The organism is Falsiroseomonas bella (genome assembly GCF_003173615.1).
In the GTDB taxonomy this organism is placed as follows: Bacteria; Pseudomonadota; Alphaproteobacteria; order Acetobacterales; family Acetobacteraceae; genus Falsiroseomonas; species Falsiroseomonas bella.
This window is the reverse complement of record NZ_QGNA01000008.1, coordinates 13,179-35,702: the sequence shown is the minus strand read 5'-3', so window position 1 is coordinate 35,702 and position 22,524 is coordinate 13,179. Positions and strand designations below refer to the sequence as shown.

Annotated in this window: 19 protein-coding genes; 4 read left to right on the top strand and 15 right to left on the bottom strand. The window is 72.6% G+C overall.

Going from position 1 to position 22,524, the window contains the following annotated elements:
• Nucleotides 1–20 precede the first annotated feature (20 nt).
• Nucleotides 21–1,985, top strand: coding sequence for a penicillin-binding protein 1C (pbpC, locus tag DFH01_RS26245; RefSeq protein WP_233256303.1), 1,965 nt, complete (start codon nucleotides 21–23; stop codon nucleotides 1,983–1,985).
• A 12-nt stretch (nucleotides 1,986–1,997) separates the two neighbouring features.
• Here the strand turns inward: pbpC and DFH01_RS26240 are convergent, their stop codons facing one another.
• The 4 genes from DFH01_RS26240 to DFH01_RS26225 all read right to left on the bottom strand — a co-directional run bounded on the left by DFH01_RS26240 (nucleotide 1,998) and on the right by DFH01_RS26225 (nucleotide 4,573).
• Complete coding sequence (locus DFH01_RS26240; protein WP_109873499.1) at nucleotides 1,998–2,906, bottom strand: CopD family protein; 909 nt, start codon at nucleotides 2,904–2,906, stop codon at nucleotides 1,998–2,000.
• On the bottom strand, nucleotides 2,903–3,298 hold the full coding sequence (locus tag DFH01_RS26235; protein WP_109873498.1) for a copper resistance CopC family protein: 396 nt from the start codon (nucleotides 3,296–3,298) through the stop codon (nucleotides 2,903–2,905). Before DFH01_RS26235 ends, DFH01_RS26240 begins: the two co-directional genes overlap by 4 nt.
• 90 nt (nucleotides 3,299–3,388) lie before the next feature.
• Nucleotides 3,389–3,970 carry a LysR substrate-binding domain-containing protein gene (locus DFH01_RS26230; RefSeq protein WP_109873497.1) on the bottom strand — a complete coding sequence of 194 codons (582 nt, stop codon included), beginning with the start codon at nucleotides 3,968–3,970 and terminating at the stop codon, nucleotides 3,389–3,391.
• A 144-nt stretch (nucleotides 3,971–4,114) separates the two neighbouring features.
• Nucleotides 4,115–4,573: a hypothetical protein gene (locus DFH01_RS26225; protein ID WP_109873496.1), complete on the bottom strand. Its 459-nt coding sequence runs from the start codon at nucleotides 4,571–4,573 to the stop codon at nucleotides 4,115–4,117.
• Between the two features lie 282 nt (nucleotides 4,574–4,855).
• On the opposite strand from DFH01_RS26225, the gene DFH01_RS26220 reads away from it, so the two are divergent.
• Complete coding sequence (locus tag DFH01_RS26220; RefSeq protein ID WP_109873495.1) at nucleotides 4,856–5,425, top strand: PEP-CTERM sorting domain-containing protein; 570 nt, start codon at nucleotides 4,856–4,858, stop codon at nucleotides 5,423–5,425.
• Between the two features lie 144 nt (nucleotides 5,426–5,569).
• Here DFH01_RS26220 and DFH01_RS26215 read toward each other — a convergent pair whose 3' ends face one another.
• Both DFH01_RS26215 and DFH01_RS26210 read right to left on the bottom strand, forming a co-directional pair.
• Nucleotides 5,570–6,262 carry an RluA family pseudouridine synthase gene (locus DFH01_RS26215; protein ID WP_109873625.1) on the bottom strand — a complete coding sequence of 231 codons (693 nt, stop codon included), beginning with the start codon at nucleotides 6,260–6,262 and terminating at the stop codon, nucleotides 5,570–5,572.
• 16 nt (nucleotides 6,263–6,278) lie between these two features.
• Nucleotides 6,279–6,998 carry a PEP-CTERM sorting domain-containing protein gene (locus tag DFH01_RS26210; protein ID WP_109873494.1) on the bottom strand — a complete coding sequence of 240 codons (720 nt, stop codon included), beginning with the start codon at nucleotides 6,996–6,998 and terminating at the stop codon, nucleotides 6,279–6,281.
• Between the two features lie 186 nt (nucleotides 6,999–7,184).
• On the opposite strand from DFH01_RS26210, the gene DFH01_RS26205 reads away from it, so the two are divergent.
• Entirely contained in the window at nucleotides 7,185–8,090 is a 906-nt protein-coding gene (locus DFH01_RS26205; protein WP_109873493.1) for a PfkB family carbohydrate kinase, read from the top strand.
• Between the two features lie 94 nt (nucleotides 8,091–8,184).
• On the opposite strand, the gene DFH01_RS26200 is transcribed toward DFH01_RS26205, so the two are convergent.
• From DFH01_RS26200 to pnp, 5 genes are all read right to left on the bottom strand, one after another.
• Complete coding sequence (locus DFH01_RS26200; protein WP_158287911.1) at nucleotides 8,185–9,729, bottom strand: ATP-binding protein; 1,545 nt, start codon at nucleotides 9,727–9,729, stop codon at nucleotides 8,185–8,187.
• Nucleotides 9,730–9,861: 132 nt separating this feature from the next.
• Nucleotides 9,862–10,599 (bottom strand): winged helix-turn-helix domain-containing protein, encoded by a 738-nt coding sequence (locus DFH01_RS26195; protein WP_109873491.1) that lies wholly within the window; start codon nucleotides 10,597–10,599, stop codon nucleotides 9,862–9,864.
• A gap of 137 nt (nucleotides 10,600–10,736) precedes the next feature.
• Entirely contained in the window at nucleotides 10,737–11,258 is a 522-nt protein-coding gene (locus tag DFH01_RS26190) for a hypothetical protein (RefSeq protein ID WP_109873490.1), read from the bottom strand.
• A gap of 78 nt (nucleotides 11,259–11,336) precedes the next feature.
• A complete protein-coding gene (locus tag DFH01_RS26185) occupies nucleotides 11,337–12,737 on the bottom strand; it encodes an NAD(P)H-dependent flavin oxidoreductase (RefSeq protein ID WP_109873489.1) in 1,401 nt (466 codons plus the stop codon).
• 123 nt (nucleotides 12,738–12,860) lie between these two features.
• Entirely contained in the window at nucleotides 12,861–15,107 is a 2,247-nt protein-coding gene (pnp, locus tag DFH01_RS26180) for a polyribonucleotide nucleotidyltransferase (protein WP_109873488.1), read from the bottom strand.
• 421 nt (nucleotides 15,108–15,528) lie between these two features.
• Between pnp and DFH01_RS26175 the strand changes: the two genes are divergently transcribed.
• Nucleotides 15,529–17,802, top strand: coding sequence for a heavy metal translocating P-type ATPase (locus DFH01_RS26175; RefSeq protein WP_109873487.1), 2,274 nt, complete (start codon nucleotides 15,529–15,531; stop codon nucleotides 17,800–17,802).
• 40 nt (nucleotides 17,803–17,842) lie between these two features.
• On the opposite strand, the gene DFH01_RS26170 is transcribed toward DFH01_RS26175, so the two are convergent.
• The 4 genes from DFH01_RS26170 to DFH01_RS26155 all read right to left on the bottom strand — a co-directional run bounded on the left by DFH01_RS26170 (nucleotide 17,843) and on the right by DFH01_RS26155 (nucleotide 22,501).
• A complete protein-coding gene (locus tag DFH01_RS26170; RefSeq protein WP_109873486.1) occupies nucleotides 17,843–18,922 on the bottom strand; it encodes a BMP family ABC transporter substrate-binding protein in 1,080 nt (359 codons plus the stop codon).
• A gap of 65 nt (nucleotides 18,923–18,987) precedes the next feature.
• Nucleotides 18,988–19,905, bottom strand: coding sequence for an ABC transporter permease (locus tag DFH01_RS26165; protein WP_109873485.1), 918 nt, complete (start codon nucleotides 19,903–19,905; stop codon nucleotides 18,988–18,990).
• Nucleotides 19,902–20,975, bottom strand: coding sequence for an ABC transporter permease (locus tag DFH01_RS26160; RefSeq protein ID WP_109873484.1), 1,074 nt, complete (start codon nucleotides 20,973–20,975; stop codon nucleotides 19,902–19,904). Before DFH01_RS26160 ends, DFH01_RS26165 begins: the two co-directional genes overlap by 4 nt.
• Complete coding sequence (locus DFH01_RS26155) at nucleotides 20,972–22,501, bottom strand: ABC transporter ATP-binding protein (protein WP_109873483.1); 1,530 nt, start codon at nucleotides 22,499–22,501, stop codon at nucleotides 20,972–20,974. The genes DFH01_RS26160 and DFH01_RS26155 overlap by 4 nt, the downstream gene beginning before the upstream one ends.
• Between the last annotated feature and the right edge of the window lie 23 nt (nucleotides 22,502–22,524).

The following is a 22,524-nucleotide window of genomic DNA, read 5'->3' as shown; positions in this document are numbered from 1 at the left end:
CTTTCTTGCCCTCCCCCGCAGTGCGGGGGAGGGTTGGGTGGGGGCTGTGCGCGCTTCTGCTGCTTGCGCTCACGCCATTCGCCCTCGACCGTCTCTTCCCGCCCGACCTCTCCCGCTACCGCAGCACCGGCACCGAAATCCTCGACCGCGAGGGCCGCACGCTCTCCGTCCTGCCGGTCGCAGGCGGCACCTGGCGGCTCCGCACCACGCCGCAGGATGTGCCGCCGCATCTCGTCGCGATGCTCGTCGCGGCGGAGGACCGGCGCTTCCTCAGCCATCCCGGCGTGGACCCGCTCGCCCTCGCGCGCGCCGCCGCGCAATGGCTGCGCGCGGGGCGCGTCGTCTCCGGCGGCTCCACGCTGACCATGCAGGCCGCCCGCCTGCTGGAGCCGCGCCCGCGCACGCTGCGCAGCAAGGCCATCGAGAGCTTTCGCGCGTTGCAGCTCGAGGCGCGGTTCAGCAAGGACGAAATCCTCGCCATCTGGCTGACGCTCGCGCCGCAGGGCGGCAATCTCGAAGGGCTCCGCGCCGGCTCGCTCGCCTGGTTCGGCCGCGCGCCGGCGACGCTCGACGCCGCGGAATCCGCGCTGCTGATCGCGCTTGCCCGCCGCCCCGAAGCGTTGCGCCCCGATCGCCACGTCGAGGCCGCGCGACGCGCGCGCGACGCCGTGCTGCTCGCCCGCGCGCCGGAAGCCGGCGCGGTCAACGATGGCGAGCGCGCCCACGCCCTGGCGCAGTCCGTGCCAGTGCAGCGCCAGCCCATGCCGCGCCTCGCCCCGCATCTCGCACGGGAACTCGCGCGCAACGCCGAGCCCGGCGCGCGAATCGCGACTACGCTCGACCGCGACCTGCAGCGCGCCGCGGAACGCCTCGCCTTCGAGGCGCTGCGCGACCTGCATTCGCGCGCGGCCCTGGCCCTGGTGATCGCGGAGACGCAGTCGCGCGAAGTTCGCGCCCTGGTCGCCGGCGCCTTCGGCGAGGAAGCGCGTGCGGGCATGATGGACCTGACACGCGCGGTGCGCTCGCCGGGCTCGGCGCTCAAGCCCTTCCTCTACGCGCTCGCCTTCGAGCATGGCGTGGTGCGGCCCGACACGGTGCTGTCCGACATGCCGCGCCGCTTCGGCAGCTACGCGCCCGAGAATTTCGACCGCGGCTTCGAAGGCCGCATCACGGCCGCCGAGGCGCTGCGGCGCTCGCTGAACCTGCCGGCCGTCGCGCTGCTGAACGAGGTCGGGCCGCTGCGCTTCGCCTCTCTCCTCAAGGCCTCCGGCGCGCCGCCGCGCCTGCCCGCGGGCACCGAGCCCTCGCTGCCGCTCGCGCTCGGCGGCGCCGGGATGACGTTGCGCGGCATGGTGTCGCTCTATGCGATGCTGGCCGAAGGCGGGCAGGGCGGCACGATCCGCGTGCTGCCCGGCGCGGAGGAACAGGAGCGTCCGCGCGTGCTGGCTGGCTTCGCCGCCGCGCAGGCCGCGGGCGTGCTGGTGCAGCCCTTCCCGCGCGGCGGCCCCGCCGGCGTTGCCTGGAAGACCGGCACGAGCTGGGGCGGGCGCGACGCCTGGGCCTTCGGCCTCGATGCGCGGCATGTCGCCGGCGTCTGGATCGGAAGGCCGGACGGCACGGCGATGCCGGGCGCGACCGGTGCGACGCTCGCCCTGCCGGTGCTGGCGCGCGCCTTCGCGCTACTGCCGGCCGCGCCGCGCGAGGCGCTCCCGGTGCGCGCCGCGCCCGCACCCTTCGCAGAAGCCGCGGACCGCCTGCGCCTGCTGTTTCCCATGCCGGGCGCCGTGCTGGCCGAGGGCGGCAGCGTGACGATCCGCGCCGCGGGCGGCCGCCGGCCGCTGACCTTCCTCGTGGACGGCGCCCCGGTGGAGGCGCATCGCGCCCGGCGCGAAACCGCCTGGACCCCGCCCGGCCCCGGCTTCTACCGCATCACCGTGCTGGACGCGGAGGGCGCCGCGGCCCGGGCGGAGCTGCGCGTCCGGTAGCGCGGCCGCGCCTCACCCCTGCACCCGGTGCCCGTAATCGGCCGGATGCACCGAGACCATCTCGGCGGCGGCGTAGAAGGCGAGCAGCACGACCACGCTCTCGATCCGGATCGACGCCGCGAGCCTTGCGCCCGCGCCGTCCTCCCCGCGCGTCAGCGCCGGCGTGTGGCGCAGCCTGTTCCACAGCGCGAGGCCGAGCGCGCATAACACCGCCGCCACCTTCCAGGCCAGCGCCCAGCCATGCCAGGCGTCCAGGATGCGGTCGAGGCGGACCGTCAGGTAGCAGGTCAGCAGCAGGCCCGTGGCGAGCATCACGCCGACGGCGACCGTCGCCGCCACGCTCCAGTCCCGCAGCAGCGCCGCGGCGGAGGCCGTGTCGCGCCGCCGCGCCACCCACAGCAGCGGCGGCAGCGAGCCCACCCAGAAGGCGACGACGCCGAGATGCACCACCACCAGCGCCGCGATCTCCTGCCGCGGGCGGTAGAGCACCGAATGTCCCATCGCCGCATAGGAGAAGAGAACCAGCACGACCCCCACCGCCGCCACGGCCGGCCCCGCGCGCCAGCGCGTCGCCGCCGCGCCGAGCAGCAGCAGCCCGCCGCCCCGCAGCCAGAAGGCGTCGCCGATGCGCGAGCGCATCACGGCCCCCCAGACATCCGGATCCGTGGCGCTCGCCCCCGCCGTCAGCACGAAGACGCGCAGCGCCAGCGCCGCGACAGAGAGCACCAGGCCCGCCGCGACGGCGCCGAGCAGCCACCGCCGCAGCCTCGCCGCCTCCGCCGCTTCCAGCCGGTGGCCGAAGCCGATGGCAAAGAGCGCGAGCCCCGCCGCGCCGATCGTCGCGACGTAGTAGAGCGCGCGCAGCACCACCGTGAGGCCGTCGGCGAGCGACGGGTCCGGCTGCAGGTATTCCAGGATCATGGGGCGCGCGGCCCCGCGACACGGAAGGGAATGACGCCGCCGACCGGATGGCCGTCGGCGGAGATGATGCGCCATTCGGCGCGGTATTCGCCGGGTTCGAGCGGCGGCAGGGCGATGACCTCCCGCGTCGCCTCCCGGATGCTGCGGCGGGGCAGGGCGATCTCCTGCCCGCCGACGCGGCGCAGGCGCAGCGCGGTCAGCTGCACGCGCTCGCTGAACTGCAGCTCGATGCTTTCCGGCGCGCGGTCCAGCACGGCGCCGGCGGCGGGGACGGAGCCGCGCAGCTCGGAATGCGCGGCGGCCGGCGCCGCGGCGATGGCTGTGAGCGGAAGCAGGATCAGGCCGCGCCGTCCGGGCGCCTCATGCATGTTCGGAATCGGGATGCGGACCATCCTCGTTCGGCACTCCTGGGATTCGCGCGGAGCCTAGCGATTGCCGCCGTGGGAAGGTCAAGGGTCGCTCCGGCGTCGCCCACGCCGCCGTCAGGTCCCGGCCGGAGAACCGGGCTCGTCCGGCATGGCGAAGCACCGGCGCACCAGGGCGACGAAGTTGCGCAGGGCGGGCGATCCCGCTTCGCGCCGCGTCGCAAGCCGCAGCGACACGGTGGGGCGGTCGGCCGCCGCCAGCGCACACCATGCGACGCCATCCATCTGCACGCGGCGCAGCGAGTCGGGGACCAGCGCGACGCCGAGCCCCGCGGCGACGAGGCCGAGCGCCGAGGTGATGCGCGGCGCCTCCTGCCCCAGCTGCGGCGTGAAGCCCGCCTTCAGGCAGGCCGACAGCGTCGCGTCGAACATGCCGGGCCCCTCGACGCGCGCGAAGGCGATGAAGCGTGCGGCGGCGAAGTCGGTGAGCGGCCGCGGCGCATCGCCGGCGGCCAGCGGATGCGTTGCCGGCACGGCAACCACCATCGCCTCGTCGAGCAGGCGATGCACCGCGAGCCCTGCTTCCTCCGGGATCTCCGCGCGCAGCAGGGCGGCATCCAGCCGCGCCTCCCGCAGGGCCTGCACCGCCTGGCTGCTGAGGCATTCGTCGAGCGTCACGGTCACGCCCGGCCAGGGCAGTGCGAATCTTCATGGTCGGTTCCCGGTTGCAACGACCGCGATTTCGCAAGGCTTGCTGGCCGTCAATCCAGCTTCGTTGCGTGTCCGTGGCTTGCGGCCCCGCAGCCGGAATTTCCCGCGAGGGCCGCGACAGGCTCCGCTGCACTATCGCCCCGCGGACAGGCATGTCCCGCCGCTGCAGACCGTGGTCAGGCCAGACGAACGAGACGCGCTCATCCGGTTGTTGAGCGATCCCGAGCAGGCGATGCCCGGATTGGCGAGGCAGTTCCTCTGACCCGCATTCGAGCTGCCCGACGCTTGGCCCGCCAGCATGGTCGCGGCTTGCGCAGAGGCCAGGGACACGCTCGCGCGTGCGATGAGTTCGGCCTGGGCCGCGTCGTAGCGCCGCATGGACCCCGTGAACCTGTCCACGAAGATGTAGTCTCCGCCGACTTCTTCGCAGAGCGCGCCGCCGGCGTTCGGCAGGTTCGTGCAGCGTCCCAGGTTGGCGCGCTCCACGTGCTGGCCGCAGGCGGCGAGGTTGACGGCGGAGACGATGACGAGTGCTGCGACCGCGAGGGACTTGCGGATGGGGCGGCGGCTGGCCTGCGGGATGGAACGCATGATCCTGTGCTCCTTGCTTGAACCGTGCCGGTCGGCACGGATCGGCTTCGACAAGGGCGAGTAGAGCCCGGGCGCGGGCGGCGCGCGGTTCCCCAGGGAACAGCCCGCGCGGCGGCGGCGGCGGCGGCGGGCCTGCGGGGTGCATCCGCACGTGTCGCAAGCGCTGGACATGCTGCACCCGCGCATAGGAGATCGGACCTGTCGGAGGACTTTACATCCCTGCGAATGGGGCATGCGTGGCCCTCAACAATGTTCTGTTTTCGTTAGCCTTGTCCAAGCGGCATGGATTTTGCCCGCATGGTGAAGCCGGTCGATCTGGCGGCATCGAAGGGAATGGATATGGGTCGTTTCCACAGGACCTGGCTGGCGGGCATCGTCGCGGTCATTGCCGCTCTGTATGCCTCCGCCGCCAGCGCTGCCCTCTTGCAGTTCAACGCGACAAGTGCCGGCAGCGGGTATCTCGGATACCTGCAGATCGAGAGTTCGGTGCTGAATGGCAGCTCCTCTCAGCTCGTCGACAACACGAACATCGTGAGCATCCTGTTCACGGAACCCGGTTCCGGGTTCGTGATCGCCACGGCTGGTCCGGGCGGCCAGGGAACCTTTTTCGACAGCAGCGGTGCCTCGCCGACCATTACCAATGGTGCTGGCTTAACCGGAGGGACGGCGTTTACGAACGGAGTCACCATATTTTCTAGTGCCATAATATCACTCGGCACGGGGGTGAGCACGGTGTTCTTCAGGGACGTGACCTGGACCACGGCGGTCGTCGGGGTTCCGGAACCCGCGACCCTGGCGGTGTTCGGGTTCGGCCTGGCCGGCCTTGCCGCGGCCCGGCGGCGCCGCGCCTGAGGCTGCGCTTCCTTCGTGGGTGTTGTCGGCCGGGGAGGGATCCGAGCCTCGGCAGGCCGCACGGACAGGACACAGCATCCAGGGTCAGGGCCCGTTCTCGCCGGCGGAAAGCCGGCGAGGCGTGCGCCCCCGGTCCTGCGGGCGTCAGCCAGGGCTCGAGCACGCCGCCAAAGCGTCGCGCATGTGCCCGGGTACCGGGGCGGCGACGCGGATCGGCGGGTCGAGCGGCAGCGCGATCTCGCGGGCGAGCAGGTGCAGCGAGCCGGGGCCGCCGCCATACATCGCGTCGCCCAGGATCGGCGCGCCGAGATGCGCGCAATGCACGCGGAGCTGGTGGGTGCGGCCGGTCTCGGGGCGGAGTTCGACGAAGGTGAGGCCGGGCGCTCGGCCGAGGATGCGCCAGGCGGTGCGGGCGGGGTCGCCGGCCGCGTGCACCTGCATGCGCCAGCCGCTTGCGGCGGTGCTGACCTTGCGGAGGGGGGCGTCCACCGTGCCGTGCTCGCCGCGCAGGGTGCCGCGCAGGATAGCCCAGTAGAGCTTGCCGACGCGGCGCTCGGCGAAGAGCGCGTTGAGACGCGCGAGCATCGGCGCGGTGCGGCCGAGCACCAGGCAGCCGGCGGTGTCCGCATCCAGCCGATGCGCCGGCTGCGGATCGCGACGCTTGCCCATGCGCAGCGCCGGCAGCCAATGCTCCAGGCTCTCGCCCGACCGCGCGGAGACCGGCATGCCGGAAGGCTTGTCGAGCACGAGCAGCTCCGGCCCGACATGCAGCAGCCGCGCGCGCAGCCAGTCCGGCAGGGGCGGCTCCGGCGGCCGCGTTGTCGCGCCGCGTCCCATGCGCGGCGCCGGCGCCTCAGCGCCGGCGGCGGACCGCGCCGAGCCCGGCGAGCCCCAGCCCGAACAGCGCCAGCGCACCGGGCGCCGGCACCTCGACCGGCTGGATTCCGCCGCGGTCCGCACTGGCATTGTCGGCGTCGGCCACGAAGGAGAAGCTGTTGCTCGCCGTCAGGCCGGTGCCGGAGAAGGTGACGTCGAGCTTCACATAGAGGTCGCCGTAGAACACGCCCCCGATGCGCAGCTCGTTGCTGTAGGTGGCGTCGGCGCCGGTGATCTCGCCGGTGTCGGACGCGTCGGCCGAGCCGAAGGGCGCGCCGTCCGACGATCCCGGCGAGCCCTCCGGGCTCGTCACGATGTCGAACACGGTGTTGCCGAGCAGGCCGTTGATCGAGAAGCCGCTGATCGTGCCGGCGCCGATGTTGGACAGCGTCCAGGGGTTGGAGAAGGTGTCGTCCGGCTGGCTTAGCGACCAGCCGGTGCCGGCGGCCGAGGAGGTGCCGCCGGACCAGGTCGCGGTCTCGCTGCCGCCGGCGGCGAAGAACACCGTCACCTCGATGCCGTTCATGTCCGCGCCGGTCGTTGCGAAACCGGTCAGCGCAGCCGCCTTGTAGGTGGTGCCCGGCGTCGTCGCGACGGTGGAGGTCACGGGACCGGCCGCGGCCTGGTCTGCGCCGAACAGGCTCAGCCCTGCGACGAGGGCGGAAGCGGGTGCGGAAAACAGGCTCAGGCGACGCATCAAGGGATCCTTCCTCTGCGGGAGAGATTCCGTCTATCGCGCAAGCAAAAGTTGCACCAGGGGAAACGGGACGCCGGAACAAGAAAATACATTGCCATTGGGACCACCCTGGGCGTGCCGGCGCGACGCGGCCGCGGCACAATCTTGTCTTGCCGCGGCCCTGCTGCGGCGGGCAGCCTGCCGCCCATGCCCACCGACCCGCGCCCCCTCGTCGTCTGCCTCGGCAGCGTGGTGATGGACCACACCTTCCATGTGGACGAGATCGTCCAGCCGCCTTCGAAGAACCGCGCGCGCAGCTATGCGCTCGGCGCCGGCGGGCTGGCTGCCAATGCCTCGATCGCCGTCAGCCGCCTCGGCGGCCACTGCGTCTTCTGGGGTCGGGTCGGCGACGACCTGAACGGCCGCCCGCTTCTGGATGCCCTGGCCGCGCAGGGCGTGGATGTCTCGCATTGCCGCCTGGCGCCGGGCGGGCGCACGCCCGTCTCCGCCGTGCTGGTGGACCCGGTCGGCGAGCGCAGCATCTATTCGTATCGCGGCGACAATCTCGGCACCGACCCGTCCTGGCTGCCGCTGCAGCTGATCGACGGCGCGCGCGCCTTCCTCTGCGATCCGCGCTGGCTCGAAGGCGCGGCATGCGCGCTCGACCATGCGCGCGCGAAGGGCGTGCCGACGGTGATCGACGGCGAGAAGACCGAGACGCGCATCCTGCTCGACCTTATCCCGCGCGTGGACCATGCGGTGTTCTCGATGCCGGGCCTTGCCAACTACGCGCCGGGCAAGAAGCCGGAGGAGGCGCTGCGCAACGCGCTGGCCGATGGTTGCGTCGTTGCCGCCGTGACGCAGGGCGAGAAGGGCACGCTGTGGATGACGCGGCAGGACCCGACGCCGCGCCGCACGCCCGCCTTCCGCGTGCAGGCGACGAACACCACCGGCGCGGGCGACGTGTTTCACGGCGCCTATGCGCTGGCCATCGCCGAAGGCCGGCCGATCGAGCAGGTGATGCGCTTCGCCTCCGCCGCCGGCGCGCTTCGCGCGCGCGACGGCGCGACGCCCGACCGCGCCATGGTGGAGGAACTGCTGCGCGCCCGATAACCAGGGCCGCGGATGCGGCCCGCCGCTTGTGTGGCGAAGCCAGGCGAAGCGCCGGCGTGTGAGGGACGAAGCTGAAACCTTCGTCCGTGAAAGGTCAGCCCCGTTCCTCGATGCGCGCCAGGATGTCGGCCACGTCCTGCGGCGTGAAGGGCTTTTCGAGGATCGGCGGCGGCGCCTGCGGGTCGAGCGCGCCGATGGCGGAGGGCCCGGCCACCGTGTCGCCGGTGACGAAGGCGAAGCGGCCGCGCAGATGCGGCTGCGCGGCCACCGCCTCCCGATAGAGCGCCGCGCCACCGCCGCCGGGCATGCGCAGGTCGCAGAACACCGCGTCGTAGCGCTGCCGCGCCAGCCGCGCGCGCGCCTCGGGGATGTCGCTGGCCGTCTCCGCCTCGATGCCGTGCAGGCCGAGCAGCTCCGCCAGCACCGCGCCCACCTCCGGCTCGTCATCCACCACGAGCACGCGGTGCCGCGCCGGCGCGGCGGCGGCCTGCGCGGCTTCCGCCTGCGGCTTCTCCTCCCCCGCCGGCAGGCGCACCACGAAGCGCGCGCCGCCGAGCACCCCCGGCTCCACCGCGATGGTGCCGCCATGCGCGCCGAGGATGTTGCGGCAGACCGCGAGCCCGAGCCCCGTGCCTGCGCCGAGCGGCTTCGTGGTGACGTAGGGTTCGAAGATCTTCTCGCGCAGCGCCTCGGGCACGCCGGGGCCGTTGTCCTCCACGGCGAAGCCCACGCTGCCGGCGGGCTCGGCCCAGCTTTCCAGGCGCAGGATGCGCGGCTCCGGCCGGTCCGCCAGCGCGGCCTGCGCGTTCACCACCAGGTTCACCGCCACCTGGCCGAGCTGGTCGGGATCGGCCTGGATGCGCGGCAGCGCGGGATCGAGCGCGCGCTCGATCGCGATGCCGGCGCTGCGCAGCCCGTAGCCGGCGAGATCCAGCGCGCCTTCCAGCGCCGCGTTCACCTCGACCGCGGTGCGCAGCGGCGCCTGCTGGCGCACCATCGCGAGGAAGGTCTTGACGATGCGCCCGCAGCGCGCGGCAGCGGCGTGGATGCGCGCCGCGCGTTCCCGCACCGCGGTGTCCTGCGCCAGCGCCTCCAGCATCGTGGTCTGCGCGACGACGACGGCGAGCGGATTGTTCAGCTCATGCGCGACGCCCGCCAGCAGGCTGCCGAGCGCGCTCATCTTCTCGGTCTGGTGCAGGCGCTCGCGCTGGCGCGCGAGTTCCGCCTGCGCCTCGTGCATCGGCGTCAGGTCGCGCAGCCAGGCGGTGAAGAACACCTTCCCCGCGGCCTTCACCTCATGGATCGAGAGCTCGCAGGGGAAGATCGAGCCGTCGGCGCGCATCGCCTCCATCTCGAGGCGCTGGCCGAGCACATGCGGGCATCCGGTGCGGTGGTAGCGCGCGAGGCCTGCCTCGTGCCCGGCGCGGTGATGCGGCGGCACGATGGTGTCGCCGATCGGCTTGCCCATGATCTCGGCCTTGCGATGGCCGAAGATACGCTCGGCCGCGGCGTTCCAGCCGATCACGCGGCAGTCGCGGTCGGCGGTGATGACGGCGTCGAGCGCGGCGTCGATCACGCCCTGCTTCAGCGCCTCCGCCTCCGTCAGGCGGGCCAGGAGGGAAAGGGTGTCGTCGCTCATGCGGTGCTGCCTCCGGGCGGACGGCGCCACGCCGCGCATGCGGCGCGCGCGGCTTGGGCCCGCATGGCCGGGCGCACCATGTCTGAGGCGCGCAAGCCAAGCCGGCGGAGGCCGGCGCCGGCGCTTGAGGCATCAACCATCAGGCGTGAACTGGTAGCCCTGGCCGCGCACCGTGCGGATCAGGGTGGGGTTGGCGGGATCGGCCTCCAGCTTGCGACGCAGGCGCGTGACGCGGATGTCGATGGAGCGGTCGAGGGGATCGGCCTCCTCCCCGGCGGGCAGGCGCAGCAGCCGCTCGCGCGTCAGCACCTGGTTCGGGTTCTCGGCCAGCATCTGCAGCAGGTCGAATTCCATCGGCGTCAGCGCCACCTCCGCGCCGTCGCCGTCCAGCAGCCGCCGCTCCGCGGGGCGCAGGCGATAGGGGCCGAAGCGGCATTCGGCGGGCATCGCGCGTTCCGGCGCCGCCTGCGCCGCTGCCGCGGCCTCGGCCAGCGCGCGCCGGCGTCGCAGCACGCTGCGCAGCCGCGCCAGCAGCTCGCGCAGCTCGAAGGGCTTCGCGATGTAGTCGTCGGCGCCGATCTCGAGACCGACGATGCGGTCCATCGAATCGCCAAGCGCCGTGACCATCAGGATGCCGGGCGGATCGGGCAGCGCCCCGAGCCGCCGCGCGATCGAAAGACCGCCTTCGCGCGGCAGGTTGATGTCGAGCAGCACCGCCTCCACCGGCGCGTCCGCCAGCACGGCATCCAGCGCGGCGCCATCGCCGCAGGGCAGGGCGTGAAAGCCCTGCACGCGCAGATACTCCACCATGACTTCGCGCAGGTCGCCCTCGTCCTCGACCACCGCGATGCGCGCCAAGCCCTGCGTCATCTGCCGGACCGTTCCGCCCCCAAGCGGGGCCACCATACCGGCATCGGCAGGGATTGGTAGCGGCGATGCGGCGCGGCACCGGATCACGCCCTCCCGGACGAGGCCGCCGGGGGAGCGCGCCCCCGCGCCGTCCGGGGTCAGCCCAGTCTCTCGCCCCGCAGGGCGCGGCCGAAGGCCTCCGGGCCCAGCAGCTCCGACAGGTGCTTCAGGCCGAGATAGGGGATCAGGAACAGCCAGACCAGCAGGCAATAGGCCAGGAACTCCGCCCAGCGCCCGCCCGCGACGTGCTCATCCAGGACCTGCGCGGGATGCAGCCCGTGCAGCGCCCCCGCCACGAGCTCCTCGATCGCGGTCAGCACGACCAGGACCAGCAGCAGCAGCAGCGACCCGCGCAGCGCGCCGCGCAGCAGCGGCTCGCCCGCCACCCGGCGGCCCACCTTCGCCGCCTCGCCCAGCATCAGGAACTTCCCCAGCACCGCCGCCTTGATCAGGGCGAAGCCATAGGTCGTGTAGCGCAGCGATTCCTCGGTCAGCAGCGCGGCCTTGTAGAGCTGGATCGCGGCGAAGCAGACGGAGAGGTAGAGCACGGTCAGCGCATAGCTGCGCATCTCGTGCCGAAGGCGCGGCATCACGCCGGGCCGCGTTGCGGAGGTGTCCATGCCGGCGAGCCTAGGCTGCGGCACGCCGCCCTGTCATCCGTGGTCGAGGCACCGTGAGGATGCGCGCCCCCGGCGGCCTCAGCGGCCGGTCATGATCCGCTCGACCAGCTGCTTCGCCGTCGGCACGAAGCCATTCGAGTAGAAGGGGTCCGTGCCGAAGCGGTAGGCGTTGTGGCCGGAGAACATCAGGTTCTCGTCCAGCTTCCCGCCATGCGCGATGTCCTGCAGCGTCTTCTGGATGCAGAAGCTGCGCGGATCGGCCTTCTTGCCGGTGCTGAAATCGGGCTCGGTCTGCGCCCAGTTGCTGAACCGGCAATGCGAGAGGCAGCCCATGCAGTCCACCTGGTCCTGCACGATCTCCTTCGCCTTGTCCGGCGTGACGAAGATCAGCGTGTTGTCGGGCGTGCGCATCGCCTCGGTGAAGCCCTCGGCCTCCCAATGCGCCACGCGGGCCATGTCGTGCGGTGCCAGGTAGACGAGGCGCTTGCGCGGGCCGACGCCGTATTCGGCGATGTGGTCGCCCACGGGCTCGGTCGTGTAGGCGACCTGGCGCTCGTTGCGGGCCTCGAGCTCGCGCAGGAAGTCGTTGTGGACCGCGGAGCTGTAGAAGCCGGTCGGCGAGAAGGGCTGCAGCAGCACGTCGCCATCCTTCAGCGTCAGCAGGCGCCGCTTCCATTCCTCGCTGATCGGGCTTTCCTGCGTCAGCAGGGGGCGGGTGCCGAACTGGAACGCGACCGGGCCGAGATCCGGGTTGTCGATCCAGTCCTCCCATTCCTCCAGCCACCAGACGCCGCCGGCCATGATGATCGGCACCTCGTTCAGGCCGAACTCGTTCATGGTCTGGCGCAGCTTCAGCACGCGGGGGAAGGGGTCCTCGGGCCGCTTCGGATCCTCGCTGTTCGACAGGCCGTTGTGCCCGCCGGCGAGCCACGGATCCTCGTAGACCACGCCGCCCAGCCATTCGCGCGTCTTGCTGTAGGACCGCTTCCACAGCGCGGAGAAGGCGCGGGCGGAAGAGATGATCGGGTAGTAGTGCACGCCGTATTCGCGCGCGAGATCGCCCAGGCGATAGGGCATGCCGGCGCCGCAGGTGATGCCGTGCACCAGGCCCTTCGCGCCTTCCAGCACGCCGCGCGCCACGCGCTCCGCGCCGCCCATCTCCCACAGCACGTTCATGTGGATGCGGCCCTGGCCGCCGGCGATCTCATGCGCGATGCGCGCCTGGGCGATGCCGCCGGCGATGCCGTAGGCCACGAGTTCCTCGTGCCGGTCGCGCCGGGTGCGGCCGTGATAGACCTGCCGGATGACGTTGCCGTCGGCGTCGTAGCTGTCGGCATTGACGCCGGAGAAGGTGCCGACGCCCCCGCCGGAGGCCCAGCCCCCGCAGGTTGCGCCGTTCGATACCGCCACGCCCTTGCCGCCCTCGACCAGGGGCAGCACCTCGACGCCGCCCATGCGGATCGGGTTGATCGCCTTCAAGGCTGTCTCGCTCCGGTGACTGTCCAGTTCCGTGCCGCGGCTTGTAGCCCGCGGCGACCATGACGCGAAGATGGCGCGGCCGGCCCCCTTTGGGAGGGGCCGGCCGGCGCCTTCGTCAGGCGCTCACTCGGCCGCGTCGCGGCCGTCGCCCCCATCGCGGTCGCGCCGGGGGCCGCGGTCGCGGTCACGACGGGGGCCGCGGTCGCCCCGCTCGCCCCGCTCGCCATTCTCGCCCTCGGGGCGCGGACGGCGCGCGCCCACCTGCTCGGTGATGTCGGCGCCGGTCTGCTGGTCCACGACGCGCATGGACAGCTTCACCTTGCCGCGGTCGTCGAAGCCGATGACCTTCACCTTCACCGCGTCGCCTTCCTTCACGACGTCGGTGGTCTTCTGCACGCGCTCATTGGCGAGCTCGCTGATGTGGACCAGCCCGTCCTTGGCGCCGAGGAAGTTCACGAAGGCGCCGAACTCGGCGGTCTTCACCACCTTGCCGGTGTAGATCTTGTTGATCTCCGGCTCGGCGACGATGCCCTGGATCCAGTCGATCGCCTTCTGCGCGGCTTCCGTGCTGGTCGCGGCCACCTTGATCGTGCCGTCGTCGTCGATGTCGATCTTCGTGCCGGTCTGCTCGACGATCTCGCGGATCACCTTGCCGCCCGATCCGATGACGTCGCGGATCTTGTCCTTGTTGATGCTGATCACGGTGATCCGCGGCGCGGTCGCGGCCACGTCGCCGCGGGCGCCGCTGATCCCCTTCGCCATCTCGCCCAGGATGTGCAGGCGCCCGTCGCGCGCCTGGCCGAGGGCGATCTTCATGATCTCGAAGGTGATGGAGGTGATCTTGATGTCCATCTGCAGCGAGGTCACGCCGCCCTCGGTGCCCGCCACCTTGAAGTCCATGTCGCCGAGATGGTCCTCGTCGCCGAGGATGTCGGACAGCACGGCGAAGCCCTTTTCCTCCTTGATCAGGCCCATCGCGATGCCCGCCACGGGCCGCTTCAGCGGCGCGCCGGCATCCATCAGCGCGAGGGAGGTGCCGCAGACCGTCGCCATGGAGGAGGAGCCGTTGCTCTCCGTGATCTCGCTGACCACGCGCAGCGTGTAGGGGAACTTCTCCTTCTCCGGCAGCACGGGCCGGATCGCGCGCCAGGCCAGCTTGCCGTGGCCGATCTCACGCCGCCCGGGCGAGCCCATGCGGCCGGTCTCGTTCACGCTGAACGGCGGGAAGTTGTAGTGCAGCATGAAGTGCTCGCGGTACTCGCCCGTGAGCGCGTCGATGATCTGCTCGTCCTGCCCGGTGCCCAGCGTCGCCACGCAGAAGGCCTGCGTCTCGCCGCGGGTGAACAGCGCCGAGCCATGCGCGCGCGGCAGCACGCCGACCTCGGCCCGGATCGGCCGCACGGTCTTGGTGTCGCGGCCGTCGATGCGCAGGCCGGTGTCGAGGATGTTGTTGCGGACGACGTCCGCCTCCAGCTCCTTCAGCAGGCCCTTCGCCGCGGCGGCGTCCAGGCCCTCGGCCTCGAGCTGCGCGACCACCTGCTTCTTCACCGCGCCGACGGCGTTCTGCCGCTCGAGCTTCGGGATGATCTTGTAGGCCTCGGCCATCGGCGCGCGGCCGATCTCCGCGATGCGGGCCTTCAGCGTCTTCTCCGCCTCGTTCTCCTCGGGCAGTGCCCAGGGTTCCTTCGCGGCGACCTCGGCCAGCTCGATGATGCCCTGGATGACCGACTGGAAGCTCTTGTGGCCGAACTCGAGCGCGCCGAGCATCACCTCCTCGGAGAGCTCCTGCGCCTCGGATTCGACCATCAGCACGCCCTCGGCGGTGCCGGCGACGACGAGGTCGAGCTGGCTCTGCTTGCGCTGCGCGAGCGTCGGGTTCAGCACGTACTGCCCGTCCACATAGCCCACGCGCGCCGCGCCGATCGGCCCGAAGAACGGAATGCCCGAGAGCGTCAGCGCCGCCGAGCAGCCGACCATCGCGACGATGTCCGGGTCGTTCTCCAGGTCATGCGACAGCACCGTCGCGATCACCTGCACCTCGTTGCGGAAGCCGTCCGGGAAGAGCGGGCGGATCGGCCGGTCGATGAGGCGGGAGATCAGCGTCTCGGATTCGGAGGGCCGGCCCTCGCGCTTGAAGAAGCCGCCGGGGATCTTGCCCGCGGCGAAGGCCTTCTCCTGGTAGTTCACGGTCAGCGGGAAGAAGTCCTGGCCGGGCTTCACGCCGCGGTTGCCCACCGCCGTGCAGAGCACGATGGTGTCGCCGAGGCGGGCCATCACCGCGCCATCAGCCTGGCGTGCCACCTTGCCGGTCTCGAGGACCAGGAGCTGGCCGCCCCAGGCGATTTCCTTGCGGAAATACTTGTCGAACATGCGTCGTCCTTCTCGGCCCGGCACCCTTGCCGCGGCCATGACATGCGGCCGCGCACGCGACAGCGCGCGCGCACGGCCAGGAAACGACGACAGGGATCCGTCCGAGAGTCTGCCTGACCGCGTAGGCGGCGCCCTGGTGTGGCAGCGGCGTCTCGGGCGGCATGGGAAGGGGGCTCCGGAGCACCGGATAGAACCGCCCCAAACGGGAAAACCCATGTGGCCGGAAACGCCGCCATCGTCCCGGAGGCCTGGCGGCAATCTCGTGCAATCCGCTGCCATCGCAGCGCGGGCCGGACCCCGCCTTGGGGACCGACCGCGGCCGCTATCTAGGGCTTCCCCCCGGGAAAGGCCAGGGAAAAACACGCAACCGGGTTGATCCAGGGCATTTCGGGCCGGCCGGGCCGGCGCCAGACTGCCCACCATGCGTCGCTACATGCTCCTCGGCTGGGTCCTCCTCTGCCTCGTCCTCGGCCTGGCCCTCTTCCTCGGCGGCTTGCCGCGGGAGGCCGCCTGGGCCTGGTCCATCGGCGCGCTGCCCGTCGCGGCGCATGTCGGCTGGGGCCTGGTCCGCTCCCTGCTCGGCGGCCGCGTCGGGGTGGATGCCGTGGCGCTCGCCGCCATCCTCGCCGCCGTCCTGCTGGGCGAGGCCGCGGCCGCCGCCGTCGTCGCCCTGATGGTCGCGGGCGGCGAGGCGCTGGAAGCCTGGGCCGAGGGCCGCGCCACCGGCGCGCTGACCGAGCTCATGGCCCGCGCCCCCCGCCGCGCCGCCCGGCTGGAGGACGGCACGGTGCAGGAGATCGGCGTCGAGGCGATCCGCCCCGGCGACCTGCTGCTGGTCCGCCCGGGCGAGACGGTTCCCGCCGACGGCACGCTGGAGGATGCCGAGGCCTCGCTCGACGAGAGCGCCCTGACGGGAGAGCCGCTGCCGGTCCGCTTCGCCGCCGGCGCCGCGCTGCGCAGCGGTGCGGTCAATGCCGGCCCCGCCTTTCGCCTGCGCGCCAGCCACGAGGCCGGCGCCAGCACCTATGCCGCCATCGTCCGCCTGGCCGAGCAGGCGGCGGCCGAGCGCGCGCCGATGGCCCGCCTGGCGGATCGCTGGGCGCTCGGCTTCGTCGCCTTCACCGGCGTGCTCTCGCTCGGCGCCTGGGCGGTCACGGGCGATCCGGTGCGGGCGCTGGCGGTGCTGGTGGTGGCGACACCCTGCCCGCTGATCCTGGCCGCGCCGGTGGCGCTCGTCGCCGGCATCGGCCGCGCGGCGCGGCGCGGCATCGTGGTGAAGGGCGGCGGCGCGCTGGAGCGCCTCGCCCGCGTGCGCACCGTGCTGTTCGACAAGACCGGCACCCTCACCCCCGGCCGCCCGCGCCTCGCCGCCGTGGATGCGGACCCGGCGCTGGGGCGGGAGGCGGCGCTGCGCCTCGCCGCCGCCGTGGCGCAGGGCTCGACGCACCCCGTCTCCGCCGCGCTGGTCGCGGCGGCCGCCTCGCGCGGCCTGTCGCTGCCCGTGCCCGATGAGCTCGCCGAGGTCGCCGGCGGCGGCCTCGCCGGCAGCGTCGAGGGCCATGCGGTGCTTCTCGGCGCCGAAGGCTTCCTGCGCTCCGCCGGCATCGCGCCGGAGGACGGCTTCGGCGTGGCCGCGCAGGTTTCCGCCGCGGCGGGCTCGGTCGCCTGGCTCGCCGTGGATGGCCGCCCCGCCGCCGCCTTCGTCATGGCCGACGGCCTGCGCCAGGAAGCGCCGCGCGCCGTGCGCCGGCTGCGCGCGCTCGGCATCACGCGCATCGTCCTCGTCACCGGCGACCGCGCCGCCGCCGCGGCGCCCATCGCGCGCGCGCTGCGCCTCGATGCCGTGCTTGCCGGCCAGGCGCCGGCCGACAAGATCGCCGCCGTGCGCGCCGAATCGGAGGCCGCGCCCACCGCGATGGTCGGCGACGGCGTGAACGACGCGCCGGCGCTCGCCGCGGCCGATGTCGGCATCGCGATGGGCGCGCATGGCACCGCCGCGGCGGCCGAGGCCGGCGACGTCGTGCTGCTGGTGGATCGCGTGGACCGCGCGGCGGAGGCCGTCGCCATCGCCCGCCGCGCGCGGCGCGTCGCCTTCCAGGCCATCGCGCTGGGCATGGGCATGTCCGGCGTCGCGATGGCCGTCGCCGCCGCCGGCTACCTGCCGCCGCTGGCCGGCGCGCTGGTGCAGGAGGGGATCGACGTCTTCGCCATCCTCTATGCCCTCAGCGCGCTGCGCCCCGGCGCCGACGAGGCCGCGCCCGCAAGCCTGCCCGCCGAGGCGGGCCTCGCCGCGCGCCATGCCGAGCATGCCGGCCTGCGCGACCTGGCCGAGGCGCTGCGCGCCGGCGCCGAGGCCATCGGCCCCACCCCCGCAGCGCTGCCCGCGCTGACCGAGGTGGAGCACCGCCTGCGCGCCGAGCTGGTGCCGCACCAGCAGGAGGAGGAGCGCGCCTTGTACCCCGCCGCCGCCGCGCGCCTCGGCGGCACCGACCCGATGGCGCCGCTGGTGCGGATGCATGCCGAGATGGAGGGCCAGGCCGAGCGCGTCGCGACGCTGCTGCGCGTGGCGGAGCGCGACTGGCCCGCCGCCGCGCCCGAACTCCGCCGCACGCTGTTCGCGCTGGAGGCGCTGCTGCGCCTGCACCTGGCGGCGGAGGAGGAGATGCTGGCGGGGATGAGCGCGGAGGCGGCGTAACGCGTGAGGGGGCGCCCTTGATCGGGCGCCCCCGACGCCTTCACCCCGGGATCGCCACGTCGATCCCACGGTAGAAATAATTCATCGCGCGGATCTGGTCGTCGGTCAGGCGCTGGCCCTGCGCGATCACCTGCGTGCCGTCCTGGCGGACGATCGGCCCCTCGAAGGGATGCAGTGTGCCGGCGGCAATGGCGTCGCGCACGCGCTCGGCCTCGCTGACTTCCTCGGGCGTCATGTTGGTCCAGGGCGCCATGCGGAACATGCCGGAGCCAAGGCCGCCCCAAGTGTCGGTCGGGCGCCAGCTGCCGTCGATCACCGCGCGCGCGCGCTCCGCGTAGTAGTCGCCCCAGTTGTTCACGCTGCTGGTCAGGTGGGCGCGCGGCGCGAAGCGCGTCATGTCGCTCGCCTGGCCGAAGCCGAACACGCCGCGCTCATTGGCCAGCTGCAGCGGCGCCGGGCCGTCGGTGTGGCTGCACAGCACGTCGCAGCCCTGGTCGATCAGCGCGCGCGCCGCATCGGCCTCGCGCGCCGGGTTGGACCAGGCGTTCACCCACACCACGCGCACCTTCATGGAAGGATCCACGGACCACGCGCCGCGCATCACCGTGTTGATGGCGTGGATCACCTCCGGCACCGGGAAGGTGGCGACGTAGCCGATGGTCTTGCTGCGCGACTTGCGCGCCGCGATCACGCCCTGGATGTAGCGGCCTTCGTAGAAGCGCGCATTGTAGATCGCCATGTTCGGCAGCGTCGTCGGGCCCGTCGCGTTCTCGAAGAACACCTGCGGGTGCTGCGGCGCGAGGCGCTGCGTCGGCGCGAAATAGGAGAAGCTGGTGGTGAAGATCAGCCGGTGGCCGGTGCGCACCAGCTGCGTCACCACGCGGTCGAAATCGGGCGGTGCGACGGACTCAACGGTCGTCGCGTTCACGCGGTCGCCCAGCAACTCGCTCATGCGGCGTCGGCCCTGGTCGTGCATGTGCGACCAGCCGAAATCGCCCACGGGGCCGATGAGCACCACGCCGACATTCAGGCGCTGCTGCGCCCCGGCATCGCGGCCGAGCGTCGCGGCGCCTGCCAGCGCGCCGGCGCCGGCCATCAGGGTGCGGCGGGTGAGGGACATGGCGGGGGTTCCTTCCGGAAAGGCGGGCCTATGGGCGGTGCATTAAGCGAATTTCATGCCGGGCGCTACCGGTCCGGCACGAAGGGGATGCCGAGCCCGGCTGGCCCCGCCGCGCCGCCGCGGCGCAGCCGCATGATCAGCACCAGCACGACGATGGTGATCAGATAGGGCAGGGCGGACATCAGCTGCGGCGGCACGCGGAAGCCCGCGCCCTGGGCATGCAGCTGCAGGATCGTGATGCCGCCGAAAAGATAGGCGCCGAGTGCCGCGCGCCAGGGCAGCCAGGAAGCGAAGACCACGATCGCCAGCGCGATCCAGCCGCGCCCGGCCGTCATCCCGCTGGTCCAGAAGGGCGTCAGCACCAGCGAGAGATAGGCCCCCGCCAGCCCCGCGCAGGCCCCGCCGAACAGGATCGCGAAAAACCTGATACGCAGAACCTTGTAGCCCAGCGCATGGGCGCTGGCGGCGCTCTCCCCGCAGGCGCGCAGCACCAGCCCCGCCCGCGTGCGCGTCAGGAACCAGGAAACGCCCGCCACCAGCGCGAAGGAGGCATAGACGAAGGGGTCCTGGTTAAACAGGACCGGGCCGAGGAAGGGGATCTCCGACAGCAGCGGGATCTCGATCTTGCCGATGCCCGCGCGCTGCGCGCCGACGAAGCTGGCGCCGACCACGCCCGACAGGCCGAGGCCGAAGATGGTCAGCGCCAGACCTGCCGCCACCTGGTTCGCCGCCAGCCCGAGCGTGAGCGCGGCGAAGATCGCCGCCATCGCCATCCCCGCCAGCACCGCCGCCGCGACGCCCGCGGCACCCGATCCGGTCGCGATGGCGGCGACGATGCCGCAGGCCGCGCCCATGATCATCATCCCCTCGACCCCGAGGTTCAGCACGCCAGACTTCTCGACCACCAGCTCGCCGATCGCGGCGATCAGCAGCGGCGTGGAGGCGGTGATGACGGTGAGGAGAATGGCCTCGAGCAGTGTCACGCGGCGACGCTCCTCACCAGCCGCGGCCGGTAGAGCAGCAGCGTGTCGCAGGCCAGCACGTAGAACAGCAGCAGCCCCTGGAACACGCGCGTCACGTCGAGCGGCAGCTTCAGCATGATCTGCGCGTTCTCCGCGCCGATGAAGGTCACCGCCAGGAACACGCCCGCAATGAGGCACCCCACGGGGTTCAGCCGCCCGAGGAAGGCGACGATGATCGCGGTGAAGCCGTAGCCCGGCGAGATGCCCGGCTGCAGCATCCGCACCGTCCCCGCTGCCTCCAGCACGCCGGCCAGCCCCGCCAGCCCGCCGGAGATCGCGAAGACCGTCCAGGTCAGCCGGTCGGCGCTGAAGCCGGCGAAGCGCGCGGCCCGCGGTGCCTCGCCCACCAGCCTTATCTCGAAGCCCTTCAGCGTGCGCCCCATCAGCACCGCCGCCAGCACGACGACGAGCAGCGCGATCGGCGTGCCGATGTTGAGCCGCCCGCCCTCCAGCAGCAGCGGCACGATCGCCTCCGGCTCGAAGCCGACCGTCACGGGCATGTTGAAGCCCTGCGGGTCGCGCCACGGCCCGCGCACCAGCCAGTCCAGCAGCAGCTCGGCGACATAGACCAGCATCAGGGAGGTCAGGATCTCGTTCGCGCCGAAGCGCGTCTTCAGCAGCGCCGGAATCAGCGCGAACAGCGCGCCGCCCAGCGCGCCGCACACGAGCATCGCCGGCATCAGCCACGGCCCGTCCGGTGCCCCATGCGTCGCCAGCGCCAGCCAGCCGCCGGCCATGGCGCCGACCAGGAACTGCCCCTCGGCGCCGATGTTCCAGTTGTTCGACCGGTAGCACAGCGCGAGCCCGACCGAGATCAGCACCAGCGGTGTCGCCTTCACCGCCACTTCCTGCAGCCCCCAGGAATCCGACAGCGGCAGGATGAAGAACACCGTCAGGGCGTGCAGCGGGTCCTGCCCCATCGCCGCGAAGATGATCACGGCCGAGACCAGCGTCAGCGCCACCGCCAGCAGCGGCGAGAGCAGGCGCAGCGCGAAGGGCGTCTCCGCCCGCTTCTCCAGCACCAGCCTCATGCGGCGTCCTCCGCCGGGAAGCCCGATCCGCCCATCAGCAGCCCGAGCGATTCCTGCGTCAGCCCCTGCACCGGCAGCGGCGCGGAAAGGCGGCCATGGAACATCACCGCGATGCGGTCCGCGATCTCCAGCAGCTCATCCAGGTCCTGGCTGATCGCCAGCACGGCGGCGCCTTCCGCCGCCAGGTCCAGCAGCGCCTGGCGGATGCGCCGCGCCGCGCCGGCATCCACGCCCCAGGTCGGCTGCGCCACCACCAGCACGTCGGGGTTGCGCAGGATCTCCCGCCCCACCGTGAATTTCTGCAGGTTGCCGCCGGACAGCGCGCGCGCCTCCGGGTCGCGGCTGCCCTTGCGCAGGTCGAAGACGCGCGTCACCTCGTCCACATAGCCGAGCAGCCGCCCGCGCCGCACCAGCCCACCCGCCAGGAACTCCCCCGCCGCATGGCCCGAGAGCAGCGCATTCTCGCTCAGCGGGAAGCGTGGCGCGGCGGCATGGCCGAGCCTCTCCTCCGGCACGAAGGCCGCGCCGAGCCGCCGCCGCGCATTGATGCCCTGCCGTCCCACCGGCCGCCCATCCAGCAGCACCGCCTCCGCGCGCGGCGCCAGACGCTCGCCCGACAGCGCGGCGAAGAGCTCGTCCTGCCCGTTGCCCGCGACGCCCGCGATGCCCAGCACCTCGCCGCCATGCAGCGCGAGCGAGACATCGCGCAGCGCCACGCCATGCGCCTCGGCGGGCGGCAGCGACAGGCCCGCCACCGCCAGCCGCACCTTCCCGCGCGGGGCCGTCGGCTCGTGCTTCACGCCGAGCACCGTGCTGCCCACCATCATGCGCGCGAGGCTCGCCGCACTTTCCGCGCGCGGATCGCAGCGCGCCACGACCTTGCCGTGGCGGAGGATGGTCGCCGCCTCGCAGATGCGACGCACCTCCTCGAGCTTGTGGGAGATGTAGAGCACCGCGCGGCCCTCGGCGCGGATCTTGGCGAGCGTGGCGAACAGCCCCTCGGCCTCCTGCGGCGTCAGCACGGAGGTCGGCTCGTCCAGGATCAGCAGGCGCGGGTCCTGCATCAGGCAGCGCACGATCTCCACGCGCTGCCGCTCGCCCACCGAGAGCTGCCAGACCTCCCGCCGCGGATCGAGCGGCAGGCCATAGGCGCGGCTGGTCTCTGCCAGGCGCTCGGCCACCTGCGGCAGCGGCGCATCGCCATCCAGGGCCAGCGCCACGTTCTCCGCCACCGTCATCGCCTCGAACAGGGAGAAGTGCTGGAACACCATGCCGATGCCGAGGCGCCGCGCCTCCCGCGGGCCATGCAGCACCACCGGCGCGCCCTGCCACAGGATGCGTCCGGCATCCGGCTGCAGCAGCCCGTAGAGCATCTTCACCAGCGTGGACTTGCCCGCGCCGTTCTCGCCGAGCAGCGCGTGGATCTCGCCCGCGGCGACGGTCAGGTCCACATGGTCGTTCGCCGCCAGCGCGCCGAAGCGCTTGACGATCTGCTGGGCTTGGACCAGTGGCGGGGAGGCAGGCATCGGCGCGTCTGCTTAACCGTGCG

Coding starts and splice junctions, on each gene's coding strand:
- DFH01_RS26240 (WP_109873499.1), bottom strand. CDS start 2,906: ATGATCCTGGAATACCTGCAGCCGGACCCGTCGCTCGCCGACGGCCTC.
- DFH01_RS26235 (WP_109873498.1), bottom strand. CDS start 3,298: ATGGTCCGCATCCCGATTCCGAACATGCATGAGGCGCCCGGACGGCGC.
- pnp (WP_109873488.1), bottom strand. CDS start 15,107: ATGTTCGACAAGTATTTCCGCAAGGAAATCGCCTGGGGCGGCCAGCTC.
- DFH01_RS26220 (WP_109873495.1), top strand. CDS start 4,856: ATGGATTTTGCCCGCATGGTGAAGCCGGTCGATCTGGCGGCATCGAAG.
- DFH01_RS26215 (WP_109873625.1), bottom strand. CDS start 6,262: ATGGGACGCGGCGCGACAACGCGGCCGCCGGAGCCGCCCCTGCCGGAC.
- DFH01_RS26170 (WP_109873486.1), bottom strand. CDS start 18,922: ATGTCCCTCACCCGCCGCACCCTGATGGCCGGCGCCGGCGCGCTGGCA.
- DFH01_RS26205 (WP_109873493.1), top strand. CDS start 7,185: ATGCCCACCGACCCGCGCCCCCTCGTCGTCTGCCTCGGCAGCGTGGTG.
- DFH01_RS26160 (WP_109873484.1), bottom strand. CDS start 20,975: ATGAGGCTGGTGCTGGAGAAGCGGGCGGAGACGCCCTTCGCGCTGCGC.
- DFH01_RS26175 (WP_109873487.1), top strand. CDS start 15,529: ATGCGTCGCTACATGCTCCTCGGCTGGGTCCTCCTCTGCCTCGTCCTC.
- DFH01_RS26200 (WP_158287911.1), bottom strand. CDS start 9,729: ATGAGCGACGACACCCTTTCCCTCCTGGCCCGCCTGACGGAGGCGGAG.
- DFH01_RS26210 (WP_109873494.1), bottom strand. CDS start 6,998: ATGCGTCGCCTGAGCCTGTTTTCCGCACCCGCTTCCGCCCTCGTCGCA.
- DFH01_RS26195 (WP_109873491.1), bottom strand. CDS start 10,599: ATGACGCAGGGCTTGGCGCGCATCGCGGTGGTCGAGGACGAGGGCGAC.
- DFH01_RS26190 (WP_109873490.1), bottom strand. CDS start 11,258: ATGGACACCTCCGCAACGCGGCCCGGCGTGATGCCGCGCCTTCGGCAC.
- DFH01_RS26155 (WP_109873483.1), bottom strand. CDS start 22,501: ATGCCTGCCTCCCCGCCACTGGTCCAAGCCCAGCAGATCGTCAAGCGC.
- DFH01_RS26225 (WP_109873496.1), bottom strand. CDS start 4,573: ATGCGTTCCATCCCGCAGGCCAGCCGCCGCCCCATCCGCAAGTCCCTC.